Annotated in this window: 24 protein-coding genes, 4 tRNA genes and 1 pseudogene; 15 read left to right on the top strand and 14 right to left on the bottom strand. The window is 59.1% G+C overall.

Going from position 1 to position 26,390, the window contains the following annotated elements; all coding sequences use genetic code 11:
• Positions 1-794 precede the first annotated feature (794 nt).
• The 7 genes from ATK06_RS03540 to rpmH form a co-directional block, all read right to left on the bottom strand.
• Positions 795-1,820: a ParB/RepB/Spo0J family partition protein gene (locus tag ATK06_RS03540; RefSeq protein WP_249026784.1), complete on the bottom strand. Its 1,026-nt coding sequence runs from the start codon at positions 1,818-1,820 to the stop codon at positions 795-797.
• Positions 1,813-2,724 carry a ParA family protein gene (locus tag ATK06_RS03535; RefSeq protein ID WP_098388853.1) on the bottom strand — a complete coding sequence of 304 codons (912 nt, stop codon included), beginning with the start codon at positions 2,722-2,724 and terminating at the stop codon, positions 1,813-1,815. The genes ATK06_RS03540 and ATK06_RS03535 overlap by 8 nt, the downstream gene beginning before the upstream one ends.
• A gap of 69 nt (positions 2,725-2,793) precedes the next feature.
• Positions 2,794-3,483 (bottom strand): 16S rRNA (guanine(527)-N(7))-methyltransferase RsmG, encoded by a 690-nt coding sequence (gene rsmG / locus ATK06_RS03530; RefSeq protein WP_098388852.1) that lies wholly within the window; start codon positions 3,481-3,483, stop codon positions 2,794-2,796.
• Positions 3,484-3,606: 123 nt separating this feature from the next.
• A complete protein-coding gene (gene yidC, locus ATK06_RS03525; RefSeq protein ID WP_048381903.1) occupies positions 3,607-4,566 on the bottom strand; it encodes a membrane protein insertase YidC in 960 nt (319 codons plus the stop codon).
• Between the two features lie 62 nt (positions 4,567-4,628).
• Complete coding sequence (yidD, locus tag ATK06_RS03520) at positions 4,629-4,892, bottom strand: membrane protein insertion efficiency factor YidD (protein ID WP_083986220.1); 264 nt, start codon at positions 4,890-4,892, stop codon at positions 4,629-4,631.
• Entirely contained in the window at positions 4,882-5,307 is a 426-nt protein-coding gene (rnpA, locus tag ATK06_RS03515) for a ribonuclease P protein component (protein WP_098388851.1), read from the bottom strand. Before rnpA ends, yidD begins: the two co-directional genes overlap by 11 nt.
• 8 nt (positions 5,308-5,315) lie before the next feature.
• Complete coding sequence (gene rpmH, locus ATK06_RS03510; RefSeq protein ID WP_048381908.1) at positions 5,316-5,453, bottom strand: 50S ribosomal protein L34; 138 nt, start codon at positions 5,451-5,453, stop codon at positions 5,316-5,318.
• A 961-nt stretch (positions 5,454-6,414) separates the two neighbouring features.
• On the opposite strand from rpmH, the pseudogene dnaA reads away from it, so the two are divergent.
• From dnaA to gyrB, 5 genes and pseudogenes are all read left to right on the top strand, one after another.
• Positions 6,415-7,962 (top strand): annotated as a pseudogene (gene dnaA / locus ATK06_RS03505) (chromosomal replication initiator protein DnaA); the annotation flags it as partial.
• A gap of 750 nt (positions 7,963-8,712) precedes the next feature.
• Entirely contained in the window at positions 8,713-9,900 is a 1,188-nt protein-coding gene (gene dnaN, locus ATK06_RS03500) for a DNA polymerase III subunit beta (protein WP_098388850.1), read from the top strand.
• Between the two features lie 60 nt (positions 9,901-9,960).
• Entirely contained in the window at positions 9,961-11,139 is a 1,179-nt protein-coding gene (gene recF / locus ATK06_RS03495; protein WP_048378610.1) for a DNA replication/repair protein RecF, read from the top strand.
• A 70-nt stretch (positions 11,140-11,209) separates the two neighbouring features.
• Positions 11,210-11,764, top strand: coding sequence for a DciA family protein (locus ATK06_RS03490; RefSeq protein ID WP_098389380.1), 555 nt, complete (start codon positions 11,210-11,212; stop codon positions 11,762-11,764).
• A 381-nt stretch (positions 11,765-12,145) separates the two neighbouring features.
• The gene (gene gyrB, locus ATK06_RS03485) at positions 12,146-14,203 is read left to right on the top strand and encodes a DNA topoisomerase (ATP-hydrolyzing) subunit B (RefSeq protein ID WP_048378612.1); all 2,058 of its coding nucleotides are present in this window, start codon (positions 12,146-12,148) and stop codon (positions 14,201-14,203) included.
• A 74-nt stretch (positions 14,204-14,277) separates the two neighbouring features.
• Here the strand turns inward: gyrB and ATK06_RS03480 are convergent, their stop codons facing one another.
• The 3 genes from ATK06_RS03480 to ATK06_RS03470 all read right to left on the bottom strand — a co-directional run bounded on the left by ATK06_RS03480 (position 14,278) and on the right by ATK06_RS03470 (position 17,548).
• Complete coding sequence (locus ATK06_RS03480) at positions 14,278-14,718, bottom strand: DUF6918 family protein (RefSeq protein ID WP_048378758.1); 441 nt, start codon at positions 14,716-14,718, stop codon at positions 14,278-14,280.
• Between the two features lie 118 nt (positions 14,719-14,836).
• Complete coding sequence (locus ATK06_RS03475) at positions 14,837-15,673, bottom strand: class I SAM-dependent methyltransferase (RefSeq protein WP_098388849.1); 837 nt, start codon at positions 15,671-15,673, stop codon at positions 14,837-14,839.
• Between the two features lie 159 nt (positions 15,674-15,832).
• The gene (locus tag ATK06_RS03470) at positions 15,833-17,548 is read right to left on the bottom strand and encodes an ATP-binding protein (protein ID WP_098388848.1); all 1,716 of its coding nucleotides are present in this window, start codon (positions 17,546-17,548) and stop codon (positions 15,833-15,835) included.
• A gap of 374 nt (positions 17,549-17,922) precedes the next feature.
• Here ATK06_RS03470 and ATK06_RS03465 point away from each other — a divergent pair, with 374 nt between their 5' ends.
• Entirely contained in the window at positions 17,923-18,564 is a 642-nt protein-coding gene (locus ATK06_RS03465; protein WP_098388847.1) for a YcnI family protein, read from the top strand.
• A 236-nt stretch (positions 18,565-18,800) separates the two neighbouring features.
• Here the strand turns inward: ATK06_RS03465 and ATK06_RS03460 are convergent, their stop codons facing one another.
• From ATK06_RS03460 to ATK06_RS03450, 3 genes are read right to left on the bottom strand one after another with little or no spacing between them, the layout of a single operon-like run.
• Entirely contained in the window at positions 18,801-19,193 is a 393-nt protein-coding gene (locus tag ATK06_RS03460; RefSeq protein WP_048378616.1) for a hypothetical protein, read from the bottom strand.
• Positions 19,194-19,203: 10 nt separating this feature from the next.
• Positions 19,204-19,473, bottom strand: coding sequence for a TetR family transcriptional regulator (locus ATK06_RS03455; RefSeq protein WP_098388846.1), 270 nt, complete (start codon positions 19,471-19,473; stop codon positions 19,204-19,206).
• Positions 19,470-19,670 (bottom strand): CopG family transcriptional regulator, encoded by a 201-nt coding sequence (locus tag ATK06_RS03450; protein ID WP_048378620.1) that lies wholly within the window; start codon positions 19,668-19,670, stop codon positions 19,470-19,472. Before ATK06_RS03450 ends, ATK06_RS03455 begins: the two co-directional genes overlap by 4 nt.
• Before the next feature lie 78 nt (positions 19,671-19,748).
• On the opposite strand from ATK06_RS03450, the gene gyrA reads away from it, so the two are divergent.
• The 9 genes from gyrA to ATK06_RS03405 all read left to right on the top strand — a co-directional run bounded on the left by gyrA (position 19,749) and on the right by ATK06_RS03405 (position 25,799).
• Positions 19,749-22,331: a DNA gyrase subunit A gene (gyrA, locus tag ATK06_RS03445; RefSeq protein ID WP_048378622.1), complete on the top strand. Its 2,583-nt coding sequence runs from the start codon at positions 19,749-19,751 to the stop codon at positions 22,329-22,331.
• A 10-nt stretch (positions 22,332-22,341) separates the two neighbouring features.
• Positions 22,342-22,695 (top strand): DUF3566 domain-containing protein, encoded by a 354-nt coding sequence (locus ATK06_RS03440; RefSeq protein WP_048378624.1) that lies wholly within the window; start codon positions 22,342-22,344, stop codon positions 22,693-22,695.
• A 132-nt stretch (positions 22,696-22,827) separates the two neighbouring features.
• Positions 22,828-22,904, top strand: a tRNA-Ile gene (locus ATK06_RS03435).
• An 8-nt stretch (positions 22,905-22,912) separates the two neighbouring features.
• Positions 22,913-22,985: transfer RNA gene (locus tag ATK06_RS03430), tRNA-Ala, on the top strand.
• A gap of 77 nt (positions 22,986-23,062) precedes the next feature.
• Complete coding sequence (locus ATK06_RS03425; RefSeq protein ID WP_048378627.1) at positions 23,063-24,145, top strand: alkene reductase; 1,083 nt, start codon at positions 23,063-23,065, stop codon at positions 24,143-24,145.
• A gap of 298 nt (positions 24,146-24,443) precedes the next feature.
• Positions 24,444-24,516, top strand: a tRNA-Ala gene (locus tag ATK06_RS03420).
• A 78-nt stretch (positions 24,517-24,594) separates the two neighbouring features.
• Positions 24,595-24,667, top strand: a tRNA-Ala gene (locus tag ATK06_RS03415).
• 62 nt (positions 24,668-24,729) lie between these two features.
• Positions 24,730-25,131, top strand: coding sequence for a hypothetical protein (locus tag ATK06_RS03410; RefSeq protein WP_048378628.1), 402 nt, complete (start codon positions 24,730-24,732; stop codon positions 25,129-25,131).
• A 29-nt stretch (positions 25,132-25,160) separates the two neighbouring features.
• On the top strand, positions 25,161-25,799 hold the full coding sequence (locus tag ATK06_RS03405) for an MOSC domain-containing protein (RefSeq protein WP_048378760.1): 639 nt from the start codon (positions 25,161-25,163) through the stop codon (positions 25,797-25,799).
• Here the strand turns inward: ATK06_RS03405 and ATK06_RS03400 are convergent.
• Positions 25,785-26,381, bottom strand: a complete 597-nt coding sequence (locus ATK06_RS03400; RefSeq protein ID WP_098388845.1) for a hypothetical protein — start codon at positions 26,379-26,381, stop codon at positions 25,785-25,787. The genes ATK06_RS03405 and ATK06_RS03400 overlap by 15 nt on opposite strands.
• Positions 26,382-26,390: the final 9 nt, after the last annotated feature.

Below are 26,390 nucleotides of genomic sequence, written 5' to 3'. Positions count from 1 at the left end.
AATAGCAGAAGTAATGGGTATTGCCCCCACACGTCGAATTGAATTATCACGCATGCAATCACAGTAATTGCTGCTGTACTGATAACTGGCCACTGGAATATCGCGAGCGAAAGTATCGCAGATATTATTAAGAGGTAGGTGAATTCAGGGGAGTAATATTCGTGCAGGACGCTACGCGAAAACAACTCAGCAATACACGAGATAATACATAAAACTTGGGCATTGCTCCACCGAACATTAGCACTACTAGTTACATCGAAACGTGATTTCTGGACGAGGTATACAAAACCGCACCCGCCTCCGATGCCAGCGATTATAGGGCTCCACACGATGAGAATCAGCGGAGGCCCTGTGATTGCCAGTAAGGCTAGTACGGATGGAACTCCTAGCGGAAGAAGGATTGATGTTGCGCAGCGGTTTACCGAGGCTGGCAGCAAGAACCCGGCACTACTAGCGACGCCACATGCCGGAATAAACAGGACCAGAAACGGGTGTGTTGGTTCAGCCAACGATCCCAACAAAAACAGGGTAAGAGCAGGAATTAAAGCAACCATTATTCAGTAGAGGACTCTGTCCAAAAGCGGTAACAGTGCTGAGGCATAACGCCAGTAGGAGTTAAATCGCGACTGTCGAGGAATTTCCTAGACAGTACATTTATACTGAACTATGCGCAAGGGGGATTAGCGGATAGCATTTAAGAAAGCAGTTCAGAAATTTCCACTAGCTAATAAGATGACCCCCAGTATGTAACTGGGGGTCAGAGCTTCTTTGCCTCTCGGCCCGACGTACGCACGCTAGGCTTTGCCAAGCAGTCCCATGATGCGTTCGAAGTCATCCTGGTCGCTGAATTCTACGACCATCTTTCCCTTACGCTTGCCCATGGTCACGGTCACCTTCGTGTCCCATGCGTCGGCTAGGCGCTCGGCGGAGCGGGTGAAGTATTCGGGCTGGGGGATGGGCTCGCGCTTGCGCTTCTCGGCGGGTTTTTCGCCGCGGTTGAGTAGGGTGGCGGCTTCTTCCGTCGCGCGGACCGAGAGGCCTTCGGCGACGACGCGTTCGGCCAGGGCTACCTGGTCGGCCTCGCCGGTCTTGACGCTCATGATCGCACGGGCGTGCCCTGCGGACAGGACGCCGGCGGCGACGCGCGTTTGGACGTCGATAGGCAACTGCAGGAGCCTGATTGTGTTGGTGACCGTCGAGCGGGCGCGTCCCAGTCGCTTGGCTAGTTCCTCTTGGGTGACGCCGAATTCTTCCAAAAGTTGCTGGTAGGCGGCGCCTTCTTCGAGGGGGTTGAGTTCGACGCGGTGGATGTTTTCAAGCAGGGCGTCGCGGAGCATGGCGGAGTCGTCGGTTTCGCGGACGATCGCCGGGATTGTTTTCAGCCCGGCTTTGGAGGCGGCGCGCCAACGTCGCTCGCCCATGATGAGTTCGTAACCGCCGGCGACGGGGCGCACCACGATCGGCTGGAGGAGGCCGAACTCGCGGATCGAGTGGACTAGTTCGCCCAGCTGCTCGGGGTCGAAGACCTGGCGCGGCTGGTTCTCGTTGGGGCTGATCTTCCCGATGGGAATCTCTTGGTACGTTGCGCCCATGGAATCGATGCCCGGCTCACGTGGGTCAGGCTTGCGGCCAATGGTGTCGCCGCCGCCGGGCTTCTTCTTCGGGGCGGGGGTGCCGCCGAGGATGGCGTCGGCAGCCGAATCGGACAGGCGTGGCTTCTCCGGGCCGGAGGGGATCAGTGCGGCGAGGCCGCGCCCGAGTCCACCTTTGCGGGATTCTTCGAACTTGCCCATCTTGGGGCCTTGGGGTGCTTTAGCCATTGCTCTCCTCCTGGGCTGCTTCTAGTTGTGCGGCGGTCTCGGGGGAGACGCCGATGGGTCCGGTGCCGGGGCCCGGCTGGTAGTCGCCGCGGGTCACGAATTCCTCAGCGGCCGCAATGTAGGCCAGGGAACCGCGGGAGCCGGGGTCGTACGCGATGATCGGCATGCCGTAGCCGGGGGCCTCGGATACCTTGACGGAACGTGGGATGACGGTGCGCATGGTCACGTCGCCGAAGTGGTCGCGGACTTCGGTGACCACCTGTTCGGCGAGTTTGGTGCGGGCGTCGTACATCGTCAGCAAGATCGCGGAGATGTGCAGGTTGGGGTTCAGGTGCTCGCGGATCATGGAGATGTTGTTGAGCAGCTGGCCCACGCCTTCCAGGGCGTAGTACTCGCACTGGATGGGGATCAGGACTTCGTCGACGAACGTCATCGCGTTAATCGTGAGCAGGCCAAGGGAGGGCGGGCAGTCAATGAACACAAAATCGAAGCCATTTTCCTCCAGGAATCCGCCCTTGAGCTGGTCGTACAGACGGTATTCGCGGCGGACCATGCTCACCAACTCGATCTCTGCACCCGCGAGGTCGATCGTGGCCGGGATGCAGTACATGAGCGGGGAGTGCGGGGAAGGCTTCATCGCCTCTTCTGGGGTGGCCTGGCCGATGAGCAGTTCGTAGCTCGACGTCGTGCCCGCGCGGTGTTCCACACCCATTGCGGTGGAGGCGTTGCCCTGCGGGTCCAAGTCGATGACCAGAACCTTCATACCGACGGCCGCGAGACCCGCCGCCATATTCACACTCGAGGTAGTCTTACCAACCCCGCCCTTCTGGTTCGCGACCGTGATCAGGCGCGGTGCGTCCGGCTTGGGCAGGGGAGTGCGCTGTGGGATGACGGACTCGGTCATAGTTGAATGCTCCCTTGCAAAGTTGCGGTGACGAGGTGCTGCGTGCGTCGTAAAGCGCTAGTACCCACGCTATCGCACCCGCGGAATCTTGATCAGGGTGGTCGGCTCGGCCAGGACGGAGGAGCCGACGGTGAAGATCTCGCCCTGGCCGCCGCCTGCCTTGCGGATGTCGTCGGCGTCGCGTTCGAGTTCCTCGCTGACGGAGGAACCCTTCATGGCGATCATCGCGCCACCCACTTTCACCAGGGGCAGGGACCAGCGCGAGAGCTTGCCCAGCGGAGCGACCGCGCGGGAGGTGACGATGTCCGCGGAACCGGCTTCCTTCTGAATTGCAGCGTCCTCGGCGCGCCCACGGATGACGGTGACGTTCTCCAGGTTCAGCTCTTCGCAGACTTCGCGCAGGTACGTGGAACGCTTCAGCAGCGGCTCGATGAGAGTGATGCGCAGGTCGGGGCGGGCGATCGCCAGGGGGATGCCGGGGAGGCCGGCGCCGGATCCGATGTCGATGACGTGGACGCCTTCATCCATGGCCTCGCCGATGACGGCGCAGTTGAGGACGTGGCGATCCCAGAGGCGCGGGACTTCGCGCGGACCGATGAAGCCACGCTCCGAACCGGTCGTCGCGAGTGATTGGTGGTAGGCGATGGCCTTGTCTGTGTTCTCCCCGAAGATGCGCTCCGCCTCGGCAGGAACCGGGTATTCGGTGGTCTGATCTGCGTCGGGCGCGCCCTGTGTTTCGTCATGTTTCACGTGAAACATCCCCTTTATGTCATCGGCTGATGGATTTATCCCCCATAGCCTAGCGCATGAAAAAGTCCCCGGCCACTACCATTTCAGTGGCCGGGGACTCGCTCGTGAAAACCTACTTACACCGCAGGAGAACTACTTCTTCTTTTTCTTCTTCGGGTTATTCGGCTTCACGCCGGGCTTCGGAGCGGTGCTGCGCTGCGCTGCCTTCTTCTGCTCAATCTCCGCGTCTTCCTCCGCGTCGATCTTCTTGAAGATGTAGCGCTGCTGGAAGAACGTCCAGATGTTGTTGGACATCATGTAGACCAGCAGGCCGATGTGCCAGAACGCACCCGTGATGAGGATCGTAAACGGCATAACCCACATCATCATCTTGGACATCATCTGCTGCTGCATCTCAGCCATCTCGCCGGACGCGGCCTGAGTCTTGCCCTCTTCACGACGACGATTCATCCGCTCCACCGACAGTCGAGCATTCATGTGCGTTGCAAAAGCGATGATTGCAATGAGTGGCGCGGCCACCATAAAGATGCGGCCCTGCGAAAGCTCAGTAGCGGTGGGGAACGCGGCGTACATTTCCTTCGGCATAGAGATGAACGCCGAAAGTGGGACGCCAAAAATGTTCGCATCCAGGAAGGACTGCACATCGTCGACGCCGAAGATGTAGTTCGGGGTCATACGGTTCTGCTCTGGGGACATGCCCAGCTGGCCGGTACCTTCACCGGTTCGGTTGAAGGAGCGCAGCACGTGGAACAGACCAATGAACACTGGCAGCTGTGCCAGGGCGGGCAGGCAGCCGAGGAGCGGGTTGACGCCCATTTCCTTCTGCAGCTTGCGCGTTTCTTCCATCAGCTTCTGCTGATCGTTCTTGTACTTCGCCTGGATCTCACGCATGCGCGGAGCCATCTTCTGCATCTTCATGCTGGAACGCATCTGGTTGATCATGGGTTTCAGCAGCAGCAGACGCAGGGTGAAGGTCAGGAACATGATCGCGAAAATCCAGGACCAGGCTGAATCTGCCCCGAAGGGGAACGCGAAAATCTTGTGCCAGAACCACAGGACCGCTGAAATCGGCCAATAAATGAAGTTGAGCACTCTACTCAGTTACTCCTCGTGGTGGGTGGTCAGTGATTACAGTAAATATAGTGCACGCAGGCCTAAACGGGTATCCGTGGAGGCACGTGGTCAATCCCGCCGGGGTGCCACGGCCCGCATTTAGACAGTCGCACAACGGTCAGGATTGTGCCGCGGATTGCGCCCCACTCGCGTAAGGCCCCGATGGCGTAATTGCTGCAGGTTGGTTCGAAGCGGCAGCTCGGCGGAGTCAGCCCCGAAATGTATTTCTGGTAGAAATACATCCCTTTGAGAAGAATCCGCGTCCCTAATCCGCTTTGCGACGCCTCCGGCCGATCAGCGCACATGCTTTAAAGAGCGTGACGCTTTGTCAGTGGCGTGGCCCAGGGCGCTGGTGACGTCGCGAAGCAGCTTGTGGGAGGTAGCCTCCGCCGCGGCTGGGAGCGCCCGGACGACGACGTGCGCCTGGTCCGGGATCGTGCCGTCGGCTATGAGGCTGGCTAGGACGTGACGAAGCCGCCGGGACACGCGGTGGCGAACCACTGCATTCCCGACGGCTTTCGAAACAACCAGGCCGCAGCGCGGCGCTGCGCTTAATGCGACCTGGTCTACTGAAGTAGTCAGCGCGTCACGCTGCTGGACTCCTCCGAGGAAGGGACACCAGTAGTGAACAACTACGGTGCGGCTGCCTGCCTTCGACCCGCGTCGCATCGTGCGCTTGAACTGCGCCGGCGACGTCATTTTCAGGTGTGAAGGCAGCATGCTACCTCCTACGCGGTCAGCTTTGCGCGACCCTTACGACGACGAGCAGCAACAATTGCGCGGCCGGCGCGGGTGCGCATGCGCAGACGGAAGCCGTGCTTGTGCGCGCGGCGGCGGTTATTAGGCTGGAAGGTCCGCTTCGACACGGTGTTCTCCTTTTACTTTTATTCGGCACTAAGCCCTCACCACGGCATAGCCTGCCGCCGCCCCGGTGTGAGCGCTGCGAGCCACTAACTTTCAACAGCGCGATGCAGGTTTCCACACACGTGGTGTGCGAAGTAGCGATGCACCATCTCCGCAGCGCTCCCAGGGCGGGAAAGGCGTTGCTTGACGATCGGCGCGCCTGCTCGCTAAAGCACATGCACGCTCCGGAGCTTGGTTAAGCGCCTGAAGACATGGATGTGACGAACGGCAACCAGAATACGCCATCGTCGTAGGCCCTTACAAATCGACACACCCTCCCTTTTCGCACGCCACCCCCACGTACCCCCGAAATAACAAATGTGTGTTTTTCTCCAGCTGACGGCCATTTTTCACCTCGAGACTGGCGTACGCGCAGGCCACTCCGGCTCACATGGAAGTCACAGCTTCATGTAGACCTTTTCGCTTCTCGACGCCCATCCGGCCCCACTACTTCACATAAAAGTTACCAACATGGACAAATGCGAGGTGAAATGACAAAAATGGGGCGTTAGCGTCAAAATTTCACACACATGTTATCAACACAGATGTGGATAACTGTGGATAACTTGGCACCTAAAAATGCACCGGTTTTATAATTATGCTGGTAAGAGCAGTTTTAGGGGCCACGGAAAGTTATCCACAGGCATGCGGGTTGTTTGTGGATAACTCTCTCGCCTAAAGTTATCCACAGTTGTGCACAACTCTGTGGAAAGCCAGGTAACAGGACTTTCCCCTTGTGCATGGGAAGGTGGAAGGACCTGAAGTTGTGCACCTCCAGGCATTCCCGTTGATAGCTATACCGAACCGGGAAAATTCTCCTCGCGAAGGAGTTAGACAGAGAAAGGATGGGCAGACGTCGTGGCACCTGCCGAACTACCCCTCGCCCAACAATGGAACGAGGTGGTCTCTGAACTCACGCATCATTCAGAGTCGTCTGACCCCACCATTCCCGCCTTCACCGCGCGGCAACGCGCATTCCTAAGTTTGGCCAAACCAGTCGAGCTGGTCCCTGGCTTCGCGCTTATTACTACGCCGCACGAGATGGCCGCCCAGGTCATTTCTGAGGAATTGGGCCAGTACATCGCGCACGTCCTCGGTGAGCGCATGGGCGTCCCATGCCACGTCGAGGTCACGGTGGACCCGGATTTTAATAATCAGCCGGAGCAGCACGAACCAGCGGCGCCCGCGCCAGCAGCCCCGGCGCCCGCACCGGCAGCGGCGCCCGTCGAGAAGCCCCAGCCTGCGGAAACGCCCGCAGCACCGGTCGCTCCGGCAGTCACGCCCGAGCCGCCGGCGGAGTCGCCGGCTGAACCGTGGAACCAGAACCACAGTGTGGGCGACGAAGGTCCGGCGGGCGAGCCGGTGGCCCCGCCGCTTCACACGGCTGCTGACGCCATGGCCAAGCGTTTTCCCCGCGAGCAACCGGCGCATAACCCGGATCGGGAAACGTCGCTGAACCCGAAGTACACCTTCGATTCGTTCGTCGTGGGTTCCTCAAATCGTTTCGCTAGCGGCGCTGCGATCGCGGTGGCGGAGAACCCGGCACGGGCCTACAACCCGCTGTTCATTTCCGGCGGTTCTGGTTTGGGCAAGACGCACCTGCTGCACGCGGCCGGTAATTATGCGCAGGTGCTGCAGCCGGGGTTACGTATTAAATATGTGTCGTCGGAGGAGTTCACGAACGACTACATCAATTCGGTTCGTGATGACCGCCAGGAGTCCTTCAAGCGACGCTACCGCAACCTGGACATCCTCATGGTCGACGATATCCAGTTCCTGCAGGGTAAAGAGGGTACGCAGGAGGAGTTCTTCCACACTTTCAACGCGTTGCATCAGGCGAATAAGCAGATCATTTTGTCCTCTGACCGCCCGCCGAAGGAATTGACCACCTTGGAGGATCGCCTGCGTACGCGGTTCCAGGCTGGTTTGATTACGGATATTCAGCCGCCGGACCTAGAAACCCGCATCGCGATTTTGTTGAAGAAGGCTGAGGCCGACGGCACCCGCGTTGAGCATGACGTCCTGGAGCTTATTGCCTCAAGTTTCGAGTCTTCCATCCGTGAGCTCGAGGGGGCGCTGATCCGCGTGTCAGCGTATTCTTCGCTGGTCAATGAGCCCATCAATATGGAGATGGCAGAGATTGCGCTGCGCGATATTCTGCCGACCGCCGAGCAGATGGACATCACGCCAGAACTGATCATTTCTGCTGCTAGTGAGTACTTTGACTTCACCGTGGAGCAGATTCAGGGCACGGGTAAGACGCGCCCGCTGGCGCACGCCCGCCAGCTCGCCATGTACCTGTGCCGCGAGATGACGGATCTTTCTTTGCCCAAGATCGGGGAGGCTTTCGGCGGCCGCGACCATTCGACTGTCATTTATGCGGTGCGCAAGATCAATGAGGAGATGACGAAGAAGCAGGACACCTACGACGAGATCCGCGAGCTCACCCAGAAGATTAAGACGGGTAACTAGCCCGCTTATCGACGTCCTCCCGGCCCGAAGGGTCGCGCTGTGTGCTCAGCGCGCCCCTTTTTTATGCGCCTCACCAGCACCATCTACAACCATAAGCCCCACGAACCCCTTGAATCCCACTCTCCACAGCGCTATCCACAGTTGTGTAATTCCATGTTTGTAATTTAGAGATGTTCGCCACGAAACCGCAGCCACAACCGGCGCACGCAATGCTCTAGACCAAGGGAAAAGTGGGGGATCGGTGGCGTCGCGAAGCAATAAAACCGCAGGTCGCGGAGGTGTGCATAACCCAGGAAAACGTGTGCAGAACCCGAATGACAAAAGTGGAGAAACTGTGGAAGGATCGGAATCCCAAAATTTCTCCACAGAAGCGCGGAGTTATCCACAGGCCATCCACACCGAAAATCACACCCCAAATTTTCGCGCCGACCAGCACCGGGAGGCCCTTCTCCACAGTTTCGACAGGCCCTATTGCTGTTACTAAAGAAATTACTGGTTTCTATAGAGAAGAAAGAGGGGGTGGGGAAAACGTGTAATTCCAAGAAAATCGCGGGCGACCGGATGGGCGTCGAAAAGCAATTGAATTACAAACTTGTAATTCAGCCACCTGTTTCGGGAACCTGAAATTACAATTCCCATACCGCGAACATTTGCCGTATCTTGGTAAGCAGTTTGGTCCGTGGCCGAAACGTGTAATTTCACGTTTCCGGTCGCCGCGTAGCAAAAGAGCAGGAGCAAGAGATAGCGAACATGGATGCACAAGGGGTTTCGTTTCGGGTCGCCAAGGATGATTTCGGCGATGCAGTCAGCTGGGTAGCACGTAACCTTCCGACGAAGGCTGCGCAGCCGGTCCTGCGTGCAATGGTTATCTCGGCGACGGACGAGGGCCTCGAGATCGCAGGCTTCGACTACGAAGTCTCCACCCGTGCTCGCATCAGCGCCGAAGTCATGGTTCCAGGGCGTATCGCCGTGGCAGGTAAGTTGCTCTCCGACATCATTGGCCTGCAGCCCAACAAGCCTATCGACGTCTCCGTGGACGGATCCCAAGCCATCGTGACCTGCGGATCCGGCCGCTATGAACTGCCGCTGATTCCACTCGAGGAATACCCAAAGATTCCGCAGCTGCCGGAGACCACCGGCCAGATTGACCCAGCGCTTTTCTCCCAGATCGTCGGCCAGGTCGCAGCAGCCGCCGGCAAGGATGAAACCCTGCCGATGCTCACCGGCGTCCACGTCCAAGTCGAAGGTTCCACCCTGACCCTGGCCGCAACGGACCGCTTCCGTCTGGCGCAGCGCCGCGTGGAATGGCAGCCGAAGCAGCCGGACATCACAGCTGAACTGCTCATTCCTGCGAAAACGTTGCAGGATAACGCCCGCACGCTGGACACCAACAACGGCGAACCCATCGACATCGCCGTGGGCAGTGGCGACCAGATCGGTGCCGACGGCCTCTTCGGCGTCCACGCCGGCAACCGGGAGACCACCACCCGCATGCTCGACGCGGAGTTCCCGAACATCTCGCCACTGCTGCCGAAGGCACACTCTTCGATGGCCAGCATCGAAATCGGCCCGCTCTCGGAGGCGATCCGCCGCGTGGCTTTGGTCGCCGACCGCAATGCCCAGATCCGCATGCAGTTCTCCGAAGGCCAGGTCATCCTGTCCGCAGGCGGCACCGACGCCGGCCACGCCGAGGAAGTCGTGCCGTGTGCATTCGCGGGCCGCGACGATCTGCTCATCGCGTTCAACCCGTCCTACCTGCGCGATGGCCTGGCGGTCATCGACACGGGCCGCGTGGTCTTCGGCTTCACCGAACCAGCACGCCCCGCGATCATGATCCCGCAGCCGGAAAACATGCCTGAGCTGGGCGAAGACGGTATGTACCCAACGCCGGCCACGAATTTCACCTACCTGCTCATGCCGGTACGCCTGCCGGGTTAAACCGCAGGTGTTGTGGGCAGGAGGACGTCGATAAGCAAAGCAGAAAAGGGGGCATGACCTGTGCATATCGCGGAACTGTCCCTACGCGATTTCCGCTCGTGGCCGGAACTGAAAGTCACCCTCGAACCCGGGGTGACCATCTTCGTGGGGCGCAACGGCTTCGGCAAAACGAACATCGTCGAAGCAATCGGCTACGCCGCACACCTCGGTTCACACCGCGTGAACTCGGACGCCGCACTCATCCGCAGCGGGGCACCGAATGCGCGGATCTCCTGCACAGTGCTTAACGACGGCCGCGCCCTCACCGCACACCTCCTGCTCAAACCGCACGGGGCGAATCAGGCACAGATCAACCGGACTCGCCTGAAAAGTACCCGCGAAGTGCTCGGCGTGGTGCGCACCGTCCTCTTCGCCCCCGAAGATTTGGAACTTGTGCGCGGTGAACCGGCGGTGCGCCGCAAGTACCTGGATTCGATTATCGCGACGTTGACCCCGCGGTTGGCCGGCGCCAAAGCCGACTACGACAAAGTCCTGCGCCAACGCAACGCCCTGCTCAAATCCGCAGGTGGGAGCCTACGCCGCGGGTACACAGACGACGACGGCGCCTCCGCACTGGCAACCCTTGACGTGTGGGATGCGAACCTGGCCAGCCACGGCGCGCAGGTTCTCAAAGCACGCTTAGACCTAGTGCGCGCCCTGGAACCGCACGTTTTTGAGGCCTATTCGACCGTGGCGCCCGAGTCGCGGCCCGCGCGCCTGCGCTACACGCCGTCGATCACGATCCCAGCAGGGGAGGAACCCACGGTCGAAGTCTTGGAGGCATTGCTGCTGGCTGAGCTTGGTGCCGCGCGTACCCGCGATATTGAACGCGGCATGTCCACCGTGGGCCCACACCGCGATGACCTAGAGGTTTACCTCGGCGACCAGCTGGCCAAAGGCTTCGCCTCCCACGGGGAAACGTGGAGCATGGCGATCGCGCTGCGACTCGGCGAATTCCAACTACTGCGTGCCGGCGGCTCGGACCCCATCCTCATCCTCGACGACGTCTTCGCCGAACTCGACGCCCAACGCCGCGAAAAGCTGGTGGGCATAGCGTCCGACGTGGAGCAAGTGCTCATCACAGCGGCTGTCGACGAAGACCTCCCCGGCAACCTCGAAGACCACGTGGTGGCCAGGCACCTCGTGACAGTAGAAGACCGCGAAGAAGGGAGGGTGTCACTCCTTGACCACGTCGAATGAACCGGTACCGGAGCAACCGGTATCAGATGCTCCGGAAACGCCGGACGCTTTGGATGCTGCTTTCGAAGCGATGCGTGCCGCAGCAAAGAAACGTGGCGGTTACGTTCCCAACCTGCGGAAACCCGCGAAACTGAAAGTGGAGGATGATCCCTCAGTTCGCGTGCCCGGCTTGGAGAACGTTGCGGAGATGGACCGGAGGCCCGTCGGAAAGCGGAGGAAAGTACGCGGCATCCCCACTGGTAAAGACGGCTTTATCGTGCAGCGACGCCGCGACATGGACTCGCTTGGAACGCTCTTCGCGCGCGAGGTCCGCAAGCGGGGCTGGAATAAGGAAATCGCCGGCGGGTGGGTCACGGGCAACTGGGAAGAACTCGTCGGCGAAAAGATTGCGCAACACACCCACGTGAACATGATCAAGGAAACCACCCTGTTCATCAGCTGCGACTCCACCGCCTGGGCCACGAACCTGCGCATGATGCAACGCCAAATCCTGCAGGCGATCGCAAAAAAGGTAGGCCCGAACGTGATTACGGAACTGAAAATCTTCGGGCCGAACATTCAGCACAAGTGGCGCAAGGGCCCGCTGCACATCAAAGGCCGTGGGCCACGCGACACCTGGGGGTAATGCTGCGGGGAACTGGCGTGCGCGGGTGCGCGGGTGCGCGAGCGTGCATATTTATCGGCTGCGATTAACATGCCTGGTCGCGCGTGCTCGCCCGGGTGGCCGCGACCTGGGATATTAAGCCTGGCTGGTAAGGACAGCCGGAAACGCGGCTCAAGCGTAAGCCCGCCGCGCACCCACCAGCCCCCAGCCTGCGCCGGCCCGTCCCGTTCGTCCTGCTCATATGCTAAAATTTAAGGCATTTAGCACTTGCACGGCATCGGCGATTCGCGCAGACGGCCCCAGATGGCCGTTCGACGCGCCGAAGCATGCCCCTAGTGGGGGCGTACGTGGGTGTACAATCGAACAGTCTTAACCGTTTTTAGCGAGGAGATCAGGGTACACGTGGCCACTGAACAGCATGATTACGATGCCTCATCGATTACTATCCTTGAGGGTCTTGAGGCGGTGCGTAAACGCCCCGGCATGTACATCGGGTCGACCGGCTCGCGTGGCCTGCACCACTTGGTGTGGGAGGTCGTTGACAACTCTGTCGACGAAGCGATGGCCGGCTACGCATCCAAGGTCGACGTGACTTTGCTTGCCGACGGCGGCGTTCAGGTCACCGATGATGGCCGTGGTATCCCCGTCGAAATGCACGCGTCCGGCGTTCCTACCGTGCAGGTTGTTATGACGCAGCTGCACGCCGGCGGTAAGTTCGACTCCGAATCCTACGCAGTTTCCGGTGGTCTTCACGGCGTGGGTATTTCCGTGGTGAACGCCCTGTCCACCCGTGTTGAGGCGGATATTAAGCGTGACGGCAAGCACTGGTATCAGGAATTCAACAATGCGGAGCCGGAGCCACTCAAGGAGGGCGGCAACGCACGCGGTACCGGTACGTCGATTCGTTTCTGGCCGGATGCGGAAATCTTTGAGACCACCGAGTTCAACTTCGATACCATTGCGAAGCGTCTCCAGGAGATGGCCTTCCTGAATAAGGGCCTGACGATCACCCTGAAGGATGAGCGCGTCACCGAAGAGGAGCTGGAGCTTGAAGCTCTCGCTGAGGAAGGCGACACGGCGCCGTCGTTAGACGCTATCGACGAGGCAGCTGACCTTGAGGCCGCGTCCAGCGATGACGACAACAAGCCTGCGAAGGCCAAGAAGCTGGAAAAGAAGCGCGTCTTCCACTACCCGAACGGCCTGGTTGATTACGTTGAGTACCTCAACGCCAAGAATTCACCCATCCAGCCGACCGTCATCTCGATTGATGTTAAGGGCGAGACCGAGGAACTCGAACTGGCGATGCAGTGGAACGCTTCCTACAAGGAATCCGTCCACACGTTTGCTAATACGATCGCCACGATTGAGGGCGGCACCCACGAAGAGGGCTTCCGTTCCGCGCTGACCTCGGTGATTAACCGTTACGCGCGCGACCACAAGCTGCTCAAGGAGAAGGAATCCAACCTCACTGGTGACGACTGCCGTGAGGGCCTCGCCGCCGTCATTTCCGTCCGCGTTTCTGATCCGCAGTTCGAGGGCCAGACGAAGACCAAGCTGGGCAACACGGAGATCCGTTCCTTCGTACACAAGGCGCTGTACGAGCACTTCGGCGACTGGCTGGAGGCGAACCCTGCTGAGGCGAAGCTCATCGTGAACAAGGCGATGTCGTCGGCGCATGCCCGCCAGGCTGCACGACGTGCCCGTGACCTGGTGCGCCGTAAGTCCCCAACCGATTTGGGTGGCCTGCCCGGCAAGCTCGCGGACTGCCGTTCCAAGGACCCGGAGAAGTCCGAACTCTACATCGTGGAGGGTGACTCCGCAGGCGGTTCCGCAAAGGGCGGCCGCGATTCCATGTACCAGGCGATCCTCCCGCTGCGCGGCAAGATTTTGAACGTGGAGAAGGCCCGCCTCGACCGCGTGCTCAAGAACGCCGAGGTCCAGGCGATTATCACCGCGCTGGGTACCGGTATCCACGACGAGTTCGACATCAAGAAGCTGCGCTACCACAAGATCGTGCTCATGGCCGACGCTGACGTCGACGGCCAGCACATCGCAACGCTGCTGCTCACCCTACTGTTCCGCTTCATGCCGCAGTTGGTTGAGGAAGGGCACGTATTCCTGGCGAACCCACCGCTGTACAAGCTGAAGTGGCAGAAGGGTGAACCGGGTTACGCTTTCTCCGATGAGGAACGCGACCGTGAGCTCGAGGAAGGCCTGGCTGCTGGTCGGAAGATCAACACCGACGACGGCATCCAACGCTACAAGGGCCTGGGCGAGATGAACGCGAACGAGCTGTGGGAAACCACCCTCAACCCAGAGACCCGTATCCTGCGCCGCGTGGACCTGCACGATGCGGAGCGCGCGGACGAACTGTTCTCGATCCTCATGGGCGATGACGTCGCATCGCGTCGTTCGTTCATTACCCGCAACGCGAAGGATGTCCGTTTCCTGGACGTCTAAAAACGCGAGAATGGGCCACATTCGTGTGGCCCATTTTTTATTGCTTATCGACGCCCTCCCGGCCGCCGCACTGCCTACTTCGCGGTGTAGTGGCGCTCGATGAGCGCACCCAACTCCGGCAGGACGGGTTCAATGAGCGAGGACGCCTTGCCGCGTACGGTCTTGTAGATGCGGTGAACCGCGGCGTTATCGGAATTAGCGATGGCGTCGTCACCAACCTTGAGAAGGTCCCCGGTAACAGCCTCGACGTTGTTGGCCAGGTAAGCGCCGAATTCGGCATCAGCTGCGGCGGCTGCATCGGCGTGTGGCTGCAGGCTGCCCAACAGGTTGGGTAGGAGCCGGTTGACGCCTACGGGAACGATGTCTGCCTGGAGTTTCTTCGCAGCTGCTGCCGCACCCTTGATAGCCATGCCGGTGATTCCGGATTGTTCGGAGATCGTGCGGTCAACGAGGGCGCTCAGGTCGGAGACCAGGGGAGCGCGGCGGGTTTCGTCTAGTAATACGGATAAATCCATGCCAGCCATTGTTCCACAAGTCTTCAGCGTGGGGCGAATATAAATAAACGCGTGCGTCGGGGCGGTCTTATTGTTAAAAATCGCGATTTTTATAAATAAGGGGCACCGGTGGGGCGTGCTAATTGCTAGAAATCGGTGTTTTTGTAAAAAAGGGCTGCGCGCTCATCGGGCTGGAGTAGCCTTTCCGCTGCACCTGGATTTCCGGGTCCAGGGTTGCGGCGGTTTCGCGCACATCCCAGATGGCCAGGGCGAACGTCATATCCAGTTCGAATGGGATCCGGCCGCCTTCTTGCTGCTCGTTGAAGATGGTGTCGGCGACGTCGATAAGCGATGAGCCGTACCTGCGCGCATAGCGCTGCGCCTCGGTGCGGACGCCGTCGCGGTCTAGCCACCGCGAGCTGACGCGCCGCGCGTACCGCAGTTGCGGCAGAAACCCTTCAGACAGTGCCCACCCCACGAGCTTGCTTATCGACGCCCTTCCGCCACCACCATGTTCCTCCTGCCCGGTCCGGGCGAGGCATTCGGTGAGCAGGCTGGTGCGCCGGGCGATAGGTGTGGAAATGATGCACCATTCTTCCGCAAGCGCTACTGCTTTCTGCAGGTCAGCGGGCGTGTTCATGCCGGGGTTTCGGTTGGAGATGACGGTGGAAAACTTTCGCCCCTGGATGTCGCGGGGGAGGGGTGCGGCCCAGTCGTGGACGTGGAACGTCAGGTGTGCGGCGCGGCTTTTGTTCGCTTCGGCGATCATGCCGGAGGAGATGTCCAGCCCTACGCCCTCGGCGATGCGCGGGGCCATTTTCTTGAGGTGCCAGCCGGGTCCGCACCCAATATCTAGGACCGACGCGCCCTGATGCAGAACTGAGAATTCATCTATTACTTCGAGGAGTAGGTCCCGCGTCCCTTCGAGGCGTCCCGCCCAGCCGGCGGCCTGCTTGTCCCAATGCGAAGCTTTCATAGTCCGCGAGCATAGCAACGCGGTCTATATCCCCAGGTAATTAATTTTTGCCAGAATTCTTTCGCGAAAAAGATATCGGAAAGATATAGCGCGAAGATATCTCCGTGGGAAACCGTATTCGTGCAGTTCAGGGCTGTTATACGATATCTTTCTATATCTTCACGATATCTTTTCGGCGGGAATCCAACGGGTACCACGGCCGCGCGCAGGCCCTGTCGGATCGATGACAATCTTGCCCTCATTCTTCAGGTTTTGCAGTATTCGGCCGGCTTCAGGTGCGCTAATTCCGGCATAAGAAGCGATATCTGCAGAGGTAAGCGGTATACGTGCCTTGAGGCGACCGTTAATCCATTCCTCCACAGACATAGCGTCGTTGGTCTGTGGGGAAAGAAGTTCGCGCGCCTTATCACTGAGGACCCACTCGTCGGGGGAGAGTTGTGTAAGGATGCCGCAGGATTGAACAACATCCATGAACTCAGATATTTCATTGTCTGATGTTTGTGTTTTCAGCTTCGCGGTTGCCCGAGTAATGACCGGGGAGGTATTCAAATGCCATAGGACGATGAGGGTGTTCACATTATTGATAATGTGGTCGCCAAATTCTTCGGCGAGGCGGTTGAGCCCCTTGATGAAGGATATGTCTGGCTGCTGCGCTGCAAGTATTACCGAGACAAAAGACGAGGTGGCAGTTACCTCAGGCACCTCGCGCCCAGTACGAATCATTGCGGCCCACATGCGGTCGAAGCCACGTGAGTTTTCTTCAGCCAGGCCCAGCGTACGCATAGCCCCCATAAGCCGGTTATTTCGGGGGACTGAAGGCATCGTCAACAGTTTGTTTACTTTTACGCCCGGTGGCAGTGGTCCCGGGGAGGTTACTTTGAGGACTTTGCGGGATTGTTCAATAACAACTGGTCGTGGATCCTGCCAGTCACGGTGAATGACGGCATTAGAAATGACTTCATCGATGGCTTGTCCCGGGAACCGGGAAATTGCGGTTTCCTGGCCGTTATCAAAAAGTACGCGGTCGATCTCTTGAGAGCTGTTTTCCGCAATGAGCCTTCTCAAACGCGGTAAGGCGAGCACTAAAGGATCTGAGATTTCTGTTGCCACTGGATCGTCGCCGGGGATTTCGCGCCATAAGTGCCTGATGGTCACCTCGGTTGGTGCAGGGTCCGCAAGAAGGATTTCTCCTGCCTTCTTCAGTATTCCCTCTTCTGTGACTACACCTAATTCGCGAAGCAGCCCGAAAGTGGTGTGCGCAATGGCTAGATCTTCGCCTTTATTTTCCCGGTGTACTCGTAGAATTCTGCGTGTTTCTTCGATGACTTCGAGTCGAAGATCACTGATATTGATGGGTGACAGTGTGTTTGAAAAATCGGTGTTCCGGCGGGCAAGGTCGATAGCTCGTCTTTCCTCTTCAGTCATTGGAGCGCAGGAGAATTGGCCGTCATCGATACGGCGTTTCGCTGAGCCGCTCTTCCGGGAATAGAGGGCTAGGGCTTCCGGAATTTCAATGATTAGTAGATTCGACCCGAAACGCTCAACGGTTGAAGCAAATACGCGCATGTTGGGAACCGTGTGGCTGAATATACGTTGTCGTATATCTATCGGGTCCAGCTGGGTACCAGTGAATGCCTCGGGGCCACTTACTTTATCCGCGACTCCGACGATGATGTATCCACTGCCTACGTCGCTGTTTGCCATGCATACTGATTCGTCAATGAGCTTCTCGACGAGACCTGCACGCCCTTTATCCCCGGTTTTAAAAGAGCGGTCTTCCTTGAATTCGAGAGTCATTGATTCTTGGGCGTCGGCGGTTGAACCCTCGTAGATAGCGGTGAGGGCATCGTCGACGTAGAGAGGGATGCTTGCCATAGTTGTCACTATATCTCCAGGTAATTAATTTTTGCCAGAATTCTTGCGCGAAAAAGATATCGGAAAGATATAGCGTGAAGATATCTCCCCGGGAAACGCTATTCGTGCAGGTCAGGGCTGTTATGCGATATCTTTCTATATCTTCACGATATCTTTTCCGGTCACCGGGAAGTGCGAGCGTGAATGTAAATTAGAAGTTTTTCGATCTGGTTTCTGTGGCAAAACTCATGCTCAGGGGTACTTAGCCGGGCAACCCGCCAGGGGGCAGTCCTGTGCGGCCGTAAATTTTTCCAAAGTCAAGGGAACTTTAAAAAACGTGCGAGCGACTTAATGGAGGTCCAATTACCCTGAAACCTTCGAATGGAGTTTATTGCATGAAGAAAATTGCCGCCGTCGCAGCAGTAACGGTCGTCCTAGCTAACCCCGTTGCCGCATCTGCACACGTGTCCGCCGAGCCTTCCGAGGCAGCTGCAGGAACTTTTTCCACGATCTCTTTCGGCATTCCTCACGGTTGTGACGGTTCCGCAACGACAGCCCTTACTTTTGCCATCCCAGACGGGGTGGAAAAAGTGAAGCCAAACGTGAACCCGGCCTGGGATATCACGCTTGACCAGCAGAATGACCGCGTGACATCCGTGACCTACAAGGCGAAGACTCCATTGCCGGACACTCTGCGTGATTCCGTCGCGCTGACGGTGAAGCCTGCTGAATCGGCGGCTGGCCAGGCGCTCCTTTTCCCGGTCACCCAGGCGTGTGAGCAGGGGGAGATCGTGTGGGATGCGGCGGACCATTCGGAAAAGCACCCGGCGCCGGCAGTTCAGATTACGGCAAAGCAGGGCGATGAGCACTCGCACGGCGGTCATTCGCATGAGGGCCACGAAAGTCACGAAGCTGCAGCCCCAGCAGAGTCCCCAGCGGCAGAATCTTCGCCACTCGCCGGCTGGGGAGTGGGACTTGGCGCGGTGGGCGTTCTGCTTGGTCTGGCGGCGCTCATTGTTGCTTTGCGACGTCGCTAAGCGCATGTTTCACGTGAAACATTAAAGACGACGACCGCGAACGTACATGCGCTACGTTCGCGGTCCAGTCCGAATTCTTTGTGGTTCTTCCGCCACAGCCGCTAGGAAATGAGCTTCCTAAAGAAACTTTAGTCACACTAGTTAACTGTAACCACAACAGCAACAGAGTTTACTATAAAAAATCGGAGGCGCAACCCGAATTGGGAACGTCTCCGAAATATATGGTCTACCTCACGCTACTGCTGGGAAGACAGTGCCTTCTGCAGCTCGGCGAGCGGGGAACCTTCTGAGGAGAGGTTCGAGGACATCTGTGAGGAACCCGTAATCGGGCCGAGGTCGGGAAGCTGAATATTTTCCAGACCCGGGATGACGAGCTTGCCGGTGCGGAGCTGCTCGTAGAGGAAGCCCAGGGCGCCCAAACCCAGGACGACGCCACCAGTAATCAGCCCAACATCGATGGGGGAGGATCCGGTCAGTGAAGACCCCTGATCCGCTGGCGGATTGTAATTCGGGGCCATGCGGTCGGCGACGGGGTCAGAGGAACCGGTTGCGGCGTTCGCTGGGGTCACGCCGACAGTGCCCACGGTAACAGCGAGCGCGGTAGTCACGGCAATCACAGTCTTTTTCATGTTTCACACCTTAATTAATGTCCCGGACAAGGGCTAGTTCACGCATGGTATCGGAAACTAGGCGGGCAAACGTTTCATTGTGGCTACTCAGCGGCTGCAGTTTCAGGATGAGGCGCGAAGCCGTGCGCGCCGCGTTCTCAACGGAAATGTGCACCGGAACCCCGTGCAGGCGGGCGGTCGTGGCACCCGCTACGGCTGCTAGGGCGGGGTAGTCCACTATCTTCGCCCGCGTGTGGGGCCGGAGGGCGTCGGCAAGCAAAACTAGTTGCTCCAGGCTCATCGCAAGCGGGCCTCCGCGTCGAGGTATTCGGGCAGGAGAGTGCGGGCAACGTCTGCGACCTGCGCGTCCGCGAGTGTGCGCGCAGCCGCGGACACGATTGCGCGGACGGCGGCCTCGTGCTTGCTGGAGCCCTGAGCCTGCGCCAGCAATGTGAGCGCGCGGTCTTGGTCGGCGGTGAGTCGGAGCGTCATAGCCATACGGTGATGGTATCAAACTGATACCACAAAAAGGAGGAAAAGCCCGAAAACCGGGCGTAGACGGTAATATGGGCGGTTATGAGCGATGACAATAATCACGGGTCCGGCGAGACCCTCTTTGATCGCATCCACCCCATTGACATCAATGAGGAGATGCAGACCAGTTACATCGACTACGCGATGTCGGTGATCGTCGGGCGCGCCCTGCCCGAGGTCCGAGACGGCATGAAGCCCGTCCACCGACGCATCCTGTACGCGATGTATGACTCCGGCTACCGCCCCGACCGTGGCTTCGTGAAGTCCTCACGCCCAGTCGCGGACACCATGGGTCAATTCCACCCGCACGGTGACGCCGCAATTTATGACACCCTGGTGCGCCTCGCCCAGGACTGGAACATGCGCTACCCGTTGGTCGAAGGCCAGGGCAACTTTGGTTCCCGCGGCAACGACGGCCCCGCAGCAATGCGTTATACCGAGTGCCGCATGACCCCACTGGCCATGGAAATGGTCCGCGATATCCGCGAAGAAACCGTGGACTTCCACCCCAACTACGACGGCAAGACCAAGGAACCCGACGTCCTGCCATCGCGCGTGCCCAACCTGCTGATGAACGGCTCCAACGGTATCGCCGTCGGTATGGCCACGAACATCCCGCCGCACAACCTCACCGAACTGGCGCAGGCCATCTTCTGGTGCCTGGAAAACCCGGAAGCGGACGAAAAGTCCACGCTCGAAGCGTGCATGAGCTTCATCAAGGGCCCAGACTTCCCGACGGCCGGGCTCATCGTCGGCGACCAGGGCATCAAGGATGCCTACACCACCGGACGCGGTTCCATCCGTATGCGTGGCGTGACCTCCATCGAGCAGGAGGGCAACCGCCAGACCATCGTTATTACGGAGCTTCCGTACCAGGTCAACCCGGACAACCTGATCTCTAACATCGCTGAGCAGGTCTCCAACGGCAAACTGGCGGGCATCTCCAAGATTGAGGACGAATCCTCCGACCGCGTGGGCATGCGCATCGTCGTCACGCTGAAGCGCGACGCAGTGCCTCGCGTGGTGCTGAACAACCTGTTCAAGCACTCCCAGCTGCAGACAAACTTCGGCGCCAACATGCTTTCGATTGTCGACGGCGTCCCGCGCACCCTGCGCCTGGATCAGATGATCCGCTACTACGTGGCGCACCAGATTGAAGTCATTGTGCGCCGCACCCAGTTCCGCCTGCGCAAGGCTGAGGAACGCGCACATATCCTGCGCGGCCTGGTCAAGGCTCTCGACGCCATCGAGGAAGTCATCAAGACGATCCGCCAATCCGCGACCGTCGACATTGCCCGCGAAGGGTTGAAGGACCTCCTCGACGTCGACGACGTGCAGGCAGACCACATCTTGTCCATGCAGCTGCGCCGCCTGGCAGCGCTGGAGCGCAAGAAGATTGAGGACGAACTCGCCGAGGTTGAGGCGGAGATCGCCGATTACAAGGACATCCTGGAAAAGCCAGAGCGTCAGCGCGCGATTGTGCGTGATGAGCTGGGCGAGATCGTCGAGAAGTATGGCGACGAGCGCCGCACCGAAATCGTTGCAGCTACCGGCGACGTGTCAGAGGAAGACCTCATCGCCCGTGAAAACGTAGTAGTGACTATCACTTCTACCGGTTACGCAAAGCGCACCAAGGTCGACGCCTACAAGTCACAGAAGCGCGGCGGCAAGGGCGTGCGTGGGGCAGAGCTGAAGCAAGACGATATTATCCGCCACTTCTTCGTCTCCTCCACCCACGACTGGCTGCTCTTCTTCACCAACTTCGGCCGAGTATACCGCCTCAAGGCCTACGAACTGCCGGAAGCAACGCGTACCGCGCGCGGCCAGCACGTGGCTAATCTGCTGGAACTGCAGCCGGAAGAAAAGATTGCCCAGGTTATCCAGATCCAGTCCTACGAGGACGCCCCGTACCTGGTGCTGGCTACCAAGAATGGTCGCGTGAAGAAGTCGCGCCTGGCGGACTACGAATCTAACCGTTCCGGCGGATTGATTGCTATCAATTTGAACGAGGGCGATTCCCTCATCGGCGCGGCACTGTGTGAGGAAACGGATGATCTACTCTTAGTTTCCGAAGAGGGCCAGTCCATCCGCTTCACCGCCGACGACGAACAGCTGCGCCCCATGGGCCGCGCCACCGCCGGTGTCCGCGGTATGCGCTTCCGCGGCGAGGACCAACTGCTGGCTATGTGCGTGGTTACCGACGGCGATTACCTGCTGGTTGCAACCAGTGGCGGCTACGGTAAGCGCACCGCGATGGAGGAATACAACGCGCAGGGCCGTGGTGGCCTGGGTGTTGTGACCTTCAAGTACACCCCGAAGCGCGGCAAGCTCATTGGTGCCCTCGCGGTGGATGAGGACGACGAAATCTTCGCAATCACCACCGCCGGTGGTGTCATCCGCACCGAGGTCAACCAGATTCGCCCGAGCTCGCGCGCAACGATGGGCGTGCGCTTGGTCAACCTGGAAAATGACGTGGAACTCTTTGCCATCGACAAGAATGTTGAGGGCGAGGGCGAGGAAGCAGCCGAGGCCGTCGCTAAGGGCGACGTCGACGGGCCAGCCGACCGCAACAAGGGTCAGCAGGGCTTGGAGGACATCCCTGGCGTAGAAACGGACGAAAGCTAAAGGGGCACCCATGGCACACCGTGAAGTTGTGATCACGAAGGTCGCGCCCATGTCGGCCTTCCGTGTTGGCCTGGCTTTGTCGCTGGTAGGGCTCGTCGCGTGGGTGATTTGCGTGGCGATCCTCTACGTGGGTCTGGACGCGACGGGCGTCTGGAACAACGTCAATTCCGTCATCGGTGGTGTTGGTGGCGAACAGAAGGTCACGTTTGGCCTGGTCATGAGCGTGTCCGCGCTGGCGGGTGCGATCATGGCGATCGCTGCGACCATCATGGCCCCGTTGGGGGCGGTTATCTACAACGCCGTCGTGGACCTCTTCGGAGGCCTGCGCGTCAGTCTCTCGGAGACCCGCAGCATTGATGTTTAGCGGCTCACTCTGACCGCTTATCGACGCCCTCCCGGCCCCACACCAGTGGCCCGGGAGGGTTCCGTTTTTGCCCTGTGAACTGGCGATTTGCGGAATCTTCGAGTGGTATCGTAAAGTATCTATCTGTTGCACGGGCCTATAGCTCAGTCGGTTAGAGCGCATCGCTGATAACGATGAGGTCGCAAGTTCGATTCTTGCTAGGCCCACCAGCAACAATGGGGCATTAGCTCAGTTGGTAGAGCACCTGCTTTGCAAGCAGGATGTCAGGAGTTCGATTCTCCTATGCTCCACAGTGTGAAGAGGCTCGCAGAAATGCGGGCCTCTTCTTTTTTGGTCCATACGCTACCCACGGGTAGCCTTAACCCCCATGACTAACGCATCCCTCTTTGACCCCATCCAGTTTGGCCCGACTACCTGCACAAACCGCCTGGTGATGGCGCCGCTGACGCGCTTGCGCGCTGGCGAGGATGGGGTGCCGAATGCGTTGATGCAACAGTATTATGTGCAGCGCGCGAGCGTCGGACTGATCGTTACGGAAGGCACCTGGCCTGTGTTGGAGGGGCGTACGTGGCATGGGCAGCCGGGTATTGAAACCCAGGAGCAGCAGGACGAATGGTCGAAGATCGCGGACGCGGTCCACGCCGAGGGCGGCAAGATCGCGATGCAAATTATGCACGGTGGACGTGTTTCGCACCCTGAGCTTTCGGGGTCGGGGCGCACGGTTGCTCCGAGCGCGTTGGCTTCGCCGAATCCGATTCGCGTGTTCGCGGGCAAGGTGCCTGCGCCGGTGCCCGAGGCGTTAACCATCGCGGAGATCTGCGAGATCACGGATGGTTTCGTGGCCGCTGCACGTCGGGCAATCGACGCAGGTATGGATGCGGTCCAGATTCATGGTGCGAATGGGTATTTGCTGCACCAGTTCCTGTCACCAGTGTCCAACATTCGCGACGATGAATATGGTGGCAGCGCGGTGAATCACGCGCGCATGGTGATTGAGGTGGTGCGCGCGGTAGCGGCGGAGATTGGAGCGGAACGTACCGGCCTGCGCTTGTCGCCGCAGCATAACGTGCAGGGCGTCTTGGAACCGGATGATGCGTTTACGCGCGAGGTATACGTGGCGGTGGCTGAGGGGCTCGCTGATCTGCCTCTGCACCACGTCGACCTCTTGAGCGAGGAGCCGTCGGGTGCGCTGGTGCAGGAGTTGCGCACGCTTTTCGACGCACCGTGCGTCGTCAACACCGGCTTCTCGACGCCCACCACCCGCAACGAAGCCCTATCCGTCGTGGCCGATGGCGTTGCCGACGCCGTCTCCGTCGGCAGGGCCGTGATCGCGAATCCGGACGTGGTGCGTCGTTGGCGCGATGAGCTGCCGGAGAACGAGCTGGTGAGCGAGACAATCTACGCGAAGGGCGCACTCGGGTACACGGACTACCCTTTCTTTGAGGGATAGTATGGTCCTTTGCCCGCGGATTTGCCAGGACCAAGCCTAAATCAAACATTTAACAGCCGTTTCGGCCAATTTCTTCCTGAATAAAATAAAACTGGCTGTCAAATGTTCACTTTGGCCCAGAACCGCGTGCGCCGAGGAACGCGTTGCGGTGCTTTACTATTCTTTACTATTTTTACTATTTTGTGAATGATTGAATATTCTGTAGGTCGCGCGCTCTCGGATGTATTCACTCCTCCCAGGGCACGGTGCTTTACTATTTGGAGCTGAGCGCAGCCGTGTACTAAACTAGTCCGAGCGCGGGGCATTAGCTCAGTTGGTAGAGCACCTGCTTTGCAAGCAGGATGTCAGGAGTTCGATTCTCCTATGCTCCACAAAATAACCGGCGTCTTCCAGGTGGAAGGCGCCGGTTTTGCGTCTGCGTGTACCAGGAGTAACGTCACAAATGTTCAGGGGCATTAGCTCAGTTGGTAGAGCGTCGCGTTCGCAACGCGAAGGTCACGGGTTCGATTCCCGTATGCTCCACAAATTTTTGGGGCACACCCCGGCCGATTGTGCTTACACTTGTGCGCGAAGGAGGGTTTGTTATGGGGAAAACTCTGCGCCAGTGGTCTGGGTTGGCAATTTTTCTGGTCGTTGTGTTTCCGCTGGTCCCCTTTGTGTTGGGGGCTGGCGCGATTTTTCTTGCTGGGGGCGCGTCCGGGGTTTCAATCTGGCGCCTGCTCGCCTGTGGCTTCGCTGCGCTGGGGTTGAGTATCGTCGCTGGTCTAATGGCCAGAGTTGTGGTGAACGCCGTCCTGGCGCCGGGTGGCAGAAACCGAGCAGTCGTCCAAGAGGTATGCGAAAACGTGCTCCTCGTGGCTGTTTATATTGCGGTCTACAGTTTATTGGCTCCTGGCCCGTCCGCGCTTGTGGGCGCAGCCGTCGCGGTGTTGGCGCATTGGCTTGGGGATCGGCTGCTCACGCGCTGTAAGGCAGCGGCGCGCTAACCTGTTGCGCTGCCTTTACACTGTTGGGCATGCGTGTTCTTTCCACCAACATTGGGCAGCCCCGCCCCAGTGGCGTTCCTCGTTACGCGATGACGGGCATCGATAAGCGGCCACAACCATATGTGCAGGTCAGCGCGCCGGGACCGGAGTATGGTGACGGTTCTGGGGTGCTTCACGACGTCGTCGGGGACTCCCAATGCCATGGCGGCGAACAGAAGGCCGTGTACGCGTTTGCGCGGGAGGAGTTGGATTACTGGGAAAGTATCTTGGGCCGCTCCTTACCCAACGGGGTTTTTGGGGAGAACTTAACCACCGAGGGGATCGATCTTTCGCGCCTTGTTATTAACCAGCAGGTGCAGATTGGCGAGGTACTTCTCGAGGTTTCGGTTCCGCGTTCACCGTGCGCCAAATTTGCCGCGTGGGTGCAGCACCCTGGCTGGTTGAAAAAGTTCACCGCCCACGGTGATTGCGGTGCCTATTTTCGCGTGGTGAGTCCCGGCGTGATCCGCCCTGCTGACCCGATTGTGTTGCGTGAAGCCCCCGATCACGGGATCACTATGGCCGAAGCATTCGCCGCAAAGATGGGGAACAAGGAAATAGCCCGGAAGGTTGTGGCTGCGCACTGTCTTCCGGGCCATCATCACGAGGGTTTACTACGCCTCGTCTGATTCAGCTTCTTCGGTTTCTTCAGCTGGTGTTTCGGTGGAGTACACCAGGCGGGATTTGCCGTCTTCGCGGTGTTCTTCGACGCGCGGTGGGGTGTCGCTGACTTCTTCGTTGCGGTTCAGGAATTTTGCCACGACCCAGCCGACCAAAGTGGCAATCGCTGCAACCAAGGCCGTTATGCCTAGGGCGCGGAGAAGCTTCTGCCACCAGGGCTTTTTGCCGCGCGCCTTGTCAATCTTCTTCTGTGCTTTCGCGCGGGCTTTGTCTGCGGCCTTGTCGGCTTTTTTGGCTAGGCGCTTGGACATTTTCTTGCCGTCGGAGCCGAGGCGCTTTGCTTCGGAGGTAACGGTTTCAGCGGCGTCGGAGGCGGCGTCGGTGGCTTTGTCCCAGGTCTGTGCTAACCGACGTTTCGCCGAGGCCGTGAGAGCCCCGGCTTCTTTGGAGAGGTCGTCTGGGAGGTTCTCGGTGACGTCGACAAGCGCATCGTAGGCCTGCGATTGTTTCTTCTCGCGGTATTCGTTGAGTGCGCTAAGCGCGCTGCGCGACGCGTTCAGTGCGGTCAGGGCCATGCTGAGTGTGTTCATGTCACTATC

The sequence above is a fragment of the Corynebacterium renale genome (assembly GCF_002563965.1).
GTDB lineage: Bacteria > Actinomycetota > Actinomycetes > Mycobacteriales > Mycobacteriaceae > Corynebacterium > Corynebacterium renale.
Note: the sequence above shows the minus strand (reverse complement) of the source record. Positions and strands in the feature narration are given on the sequence as shown.